We start from the raw sequence: 3222 nt of genomic DNA on the forward strand, positions 1-3222 counted from the left end.
CCTTCCATATATAAGTTTCCAATATTTCCTATAGAATATATGGAGACAGCACCATTTGTGGATAAAATGAGTTATGAGAGAATGACTTATAGACCATATTGGTCGAAAACTAAAAAGTATAGGCTAAAAAGAGCAAGAAGCTACAAAGGGTCTCTTCCTAACTCAAAAAAGCCTAGAAGAAATGATAACTAAAGGATGTTGTAGGATTGGTACAATGTAACGCATAAATATCCTTAATTTGTGTGCCAAAAATATAAAAATATTGATTTGCTAATTTTGATAATGGATATTGAATATGGATTAAGAGGTGTTCAACGTAGTGAGTTTGAAGTTGATAATTATCAACTTCAAAACTTTCATGCACTTGAATCAGACTGGCATGAGATATCCCATTGGGTAATGTCAATAGAAGACAATTTGTCGTCTATTAATAACAAAAAAAAACACAATGAAAGAATCTCAGCCTTATGGCACAATCATGTCCTTACAGTTCTGTTGGATATTCGCCATAAAAATCTGAAAAAGTATGCAGTCTCATTTGCCAATGGTTGCGGTACGACTTTGCAGAATGAATATACAGAAAACCTTCGAAGCAAGATAGAGGGATGGATTGGTAGGTTATCTATCTATTTGAACAACGCCTATACAGAAGGTATGCCAACACCCGTAATTCGTATTGCGGAAAGCATAAAAGAACAACTTGAAAAGTCTCTCCCGATAGCAAATTCTTCTCCTCGTAGGCGTAATTTCATACAAAGAATGTTGGACGAGAATAGTCGTCCCTATTTCTCGATGCTCGGTGCTGTAGCGGATATTCAGTCGAAGTTCGACTTTTATATGGACCAGATAGAGAATAGCGGTGATATGGATGCTGCCCAAGCACTGCTTCTTACTTTTGTACGAAACTACTGCCGCATTGTGAAACGGTTTAATCATAAGTTTGCGGAATTACCAAGTTTCTATCTTCATGAGATATTAAAGGCGACACCGAAAGATGCCATTCAAGATAGTGCATACGTGGTCTTGTCTCCAAATAAGGAGATGGTAAACAAGACGTTTTCTCTTCCAATGGGTACACGTTTTGTTGCAGGCGAAAGTACGGAAGGAAATACGCTGTACTATTCTCTTGCAGAAAAAGCATACGTACTTTTAAGTTGTACCAATATCAATATTTATCCCTACATGATTAGAGATTATTTGCTAATCTGTGCTATCATCATAGCTATTCCACCTGCAATCACAAAGATACCAATCGTGAAGAAGAACCAGAAGAACCACTGGGCATAGTGACCGAGATAGCAGCCATCATATTCCTTGTATCGCTCACGAACTTTCTTCCGTTCATCAGCAAACATGGAATTGACCTCACGGATATGCATCTGCATCTGTGCGGTCATCCATTGGTGTTCTTTAGCAAACAGTTCTTGTATCTTCTGCCAGTCAGCATCATTGACATTTACAGACACCTTTAATTTTGTGGGAGCATTTTCCAAAACTTTGTCTATGTGCTGATTGATGGTATCAACCTTTTTGCTGATAGTAGTCACAGCACCACCTAATTTTACTTCTGCACGCTGATACTGCTGAATGGAAGATTCCAGTTCAAGTGCGGCATTGATGAAGGTGTTGGTAGCCTTGTCAATGTCCTCACTTAACTGCTTCAACTCAGGAACACGGTTTACAAGTCCATCCTCGGCTTGCTGTTCCTCAACCTCGTTTTCGACATCATTCATCATATTGTCGAAGTCGGATCTTTCTTCTGTGTCTATGTTTATCTTGCTTTTTCTGATTGCCATATTGTCATTGATTTATCGGTGGAAACTTCTGTTGCGTGGTTTAGGCTTGCACATGGAATGAGCCATCTGTGCACAACGGTGGGCAAACCTCCAGTCATCTTCATCATCCTTCTTGCCCCAACCAGAAGAGGGAGCAGAACCGCCACCGCCACATGACTCAGACATGGAAGTGGCTGCGTCAATATACCCTGCAAACAACAGTATCGCTACATGAGCGACATTATCTGTTGTCGCTATATCATTATCCTCTGGAATCTGAACCTCATTAGTAAAGACATCTTTGACAGAGTTCGGAATCCACACCTTCTTGACTCCATCGCCAATGTTGATTGTGAATGCCGTTTGTGCAAGTTGAGGTTGTGCCTTTGGTTGTGATGCAGTTGGAGTTTGAACGATAGGACGAACTGGGCGAGGCGTTGAAGCAACGGATGGAGAAACAGGCTTTGTCTTGACTTGTGTAGGTTGTGGGTGCAGTTTATTCCATGTGTCTTCAATCTTTGATGCCATAAACTTTCTGCCAATCTCAGAAGCCTTGAACACGGAAGCATTCTTGCCGACTGTGTAGCCGACAAGTTTCCGCTGCTTGTCGTAACGAGGTTTAACCTCATAGCCTTTCATACGCAACAGATTGAAATATCTGTCAATGTTGAACTGCTGCATATCTGTGAGGATATGTTCGCAATCCTCCGCAAGTTCAGCCTTTCGCATATTCCGAATTTCCTGCGGTTGTTCCCATCCATGGCGCATATTGATGATTTCCGCAGCCTTCATTGCCCGAAGGTGAATATCGTGTACATCATTGGTCTTACCCTCCATATCCACACGACAACAATCAATGTGAAGGTGCAGCGTTCCAGACATAGAATCAGAGTGCAGTCCGCCCACATTCATAGAATTGGTGAAGTTGGTCTTTATCACATTGGAGGAACCGTTGGGCATAAGCCCAACAGAATCCAAAACTCTCAAAGCTTCGTCTTGGAGGTTTGCCCAATCTTCCATCGTGAAGTTTGCAGACTCTTCCTTTGATGGGGAAAGTACAAAAGTGGTCATGAACCTTTCCAACTTTCTGCCCACCGTCCTTTCCGCTTGATGATACTGGCAATGATGCTTCATCATGTACCAGATGGCGGTAGGGTCAAGACCATCTGGCATATTGTTCACCTTGACCGTTTTTGCATTCTCCTTTTCCAATGCGTACCTTACGGAATTGCCTCCATACGATACGACCTTTGCGAGCATAATCATAATTGTTCCTTTGATTGGGTCTGTACGTTTGTTGCGATATTCTCTTCAATGCTATACCAATGTTGGATAAGTCCTGCAACGGCATCAATCCACCAACGCATGAACTTCTCATTCTTGAAGAACCGAGCCTTTTCCTCAGCCGTTTTCTTGGATAGCACGTTGCTGATTTTTATCAAATCCG

Annotated in this window: 4 protein-coding genes and 1 pseudogene; 2 read left to right on the plus strand and 3 right to left on the minus strand. The window is 41.7% G+C overall.

Going from position 1 to position 3222, the window contains the following annotated elements:
- Together CHL74_RS16050 and CHL74_RS15075 are read left to right on the plus strand one after the other, a co-directional pair.
- A partial coding sequence (locus CHL74_RS16050) for a hypothetical protein (protein WP_217901465.1) occupies positions 1 to 192 on the plus strand: 192 nt, incomplete at its 5' end.
- A gap of 90 nt (positions 193 to 282) precedes the next feature.
- The gene (locus CHL74_RS15075) at positions 283 to 1287 is read left to right on the plus strand and encodes a hypothetical protein (RefSeq protein WP_094881980.1); all 1005 of its coding nucleotides are present in this window, start codon (positions 283 to 285) and stop codon (positions 1285 to 1287) included.
- Here CHL74_RS15075 and CHL74_RS15080 read toward each other — a convergent pair.
- The 3 genes and pseudogenes from CHL74_RS15080 to CHL74_RS15090 all read right to left on the minus strand — a co-directional run.
- Positions 1194 to 1796 carry a hypothetical protein gene (locus CHL74_RS15080; protein ID WP_176452286.1) on the minus strand — a complete coding sequence of 201 codons (603 nt, stop codon included), beginning with the start codon at positions 1794 to 1796 and terminating at the stop codon, positions 1194 to 1196. The two genes, CHL74_RS15075 and CHL74_RS15080, sit on opposite strands and share 94 nt — an antisense overlap.
- Positions 1797 to 1808: 12 nt before the next feature.
- Positions 1809 to 3041 (minus strand): relaxase/mobilization nuclease domain-containing protein, encoded by a 1233-nt coding sequence (locus CHL74_RS15085; RefSeq protein WP_094881981.1) that lies wholly within the window; start codon positions 3039 to 3041, stop codon positions 1809 to 1811.
- A pseudogene (locus tag CHL74_RS15090) lies at positions 3038 to 3222 on the minus strand (plasmid mobilization protein); the annotation flags it as partial. The gene CHL74_RS15085 and the pseudogene CHL74_RS15090, both read right to left, overlap by 4 nt.

Source organism: Prevotella sp. 885, from assembly GCF_002265625.1.
Classification (GTDB): Bacteria; Bacteroidota; Bacteroidia; order Bacteroidales; family Bacteroidaceae; genus Prevotella.